Below are 1,359 nucleotides of genomic sequence, written 5' to 3'. Positions count from 1 at the left end.
TGCGTGGTGCCGTTGCCTCGGATCGCCCCGCCGCGTCTCCCGTCAAGGCGCTCGGCCGCAAGATCGCCTCGGCCTTCTCCGGCAATGCCGCCATCGACACAAAGGGTGACTGGCAGGAGTTTTAAAGGCTTCGCCAGAGGCCGCGCTCCGCAGGAGCGGACGGTACTGAAACTGGAAATCCCCGTCAGTCGCGACTGGCGGGGATTTTTCGTTTCTTGTGATCCGTTAATTCTGTTCGTCCGTAGCCACGTATAGGAGATATCTAATGTATAAATTAGGTATCACTAAATTGAACAGCCAAAATTAACGTTTGGTTTGGCAATTGTTTCTAGCTTCCGTGGCATCCGATCTACCGTGGACCGGATCCTCCCCCGAACAAGGCCCGAATGATTCGGGTTTCGCCGTGCGATGCCTGTTTCCGTTTCCGTAAAGCCTCCTGCACGAGAAGGTCGGACCCACTGGCGAGAGAGAAGAATGTCAGTTCTGGCGAATATATCCATCAAGGCGAAGATCCTGTCCATTGTCGTTCCGCTTTGCGTCGTTGGCCTGGGGGCCACGGGCTCCATGGCTTACTTCTACAAGAACGCGGACAGCACCTATTCTGACTTTCTGACCACCGATAACGTCGCTGCCATTCAGATGGTCCGTGCGGCAACTGCAATGGTCAGCGTGCCCTACAGCGCCTATCAGCTGGTTGCCTATAACAATTCGGATCCGGGCTATGCAGGCGTGAAGGCCTTTTACGATGCCAACAAGAAGGACATCGTGACGCGGCTCGACAAGGTTGTCGCACTGACTCCGGAGGCTGCCGGTGCGGTCAATGATTTCAAGACGCGGGCACAAGCGCTCTTCGATTCCATCGACAAGGCGGTCCAGACAGACACGGATGGCAAGCAGGCTGAAGCAGCCAAGATGCTCGCCACGATCGATCCCGCCGTTGACAAATGGCGCGCGGATCTGCGCGCCTATAACGACACGCGGCAGGCAGATCTATTGAAAAGAAGCGATGATCTGACGGATATCACCAACCGGACGATCACGATGACGCTTGGCGTTGTCGGCGTCGTGTTCCTGCTGGGGATCATCGGATCCCTTTACATTGCCACCCGCGGGATCACCGCTCCGATCAGCCGCCTTCGCGCGCGGATGACCGGTTTGGCCGCCGGCGATACGGCTTCCAAGATCGAGGGGCTGGAGCGCAAGGACGAAGTCGGCTCGATGGCGAAGGCGGTTCTGGTGTTCCAGGAGAACGCGCTGGAGCGCCTTCGTCTCGAACAGGAAACGGAAGCCAATCGCTCGATGAGCGAGAAGGAGCGGATCGAGCGCGAGAAGCAGAAGGCCAGGGAAGCCGCCGACGTG

General features: G+C 57.8%; 1 protein-coding gene. It reads left to right on the top strand.

Translation table 11 applies throughout. The features are described from left to right. Nucleotides 1-474: 474 nt before the first annotated feature. Nucleotides 475-1,359, top strand: an 885-nt coding sequence (locus tag LQK83_RS21805) for a HAMP domain-containing protein (RefSeq protein ID WP_330166298.1), incomplete at its 3' end; no start/stop codon positions are given.

It is taken from the genome of Rhizobium sp. C1, assembly GCF_021026335.1.
GTDB lineage: Bacteria > Pseudomonadota > Alphaproteobacteria > Rhizobiales > Rhizobiaceae > Ensifer_A.
This window is presented reverse-complemented; position numbering and strand designations above follow the sequence as displayed.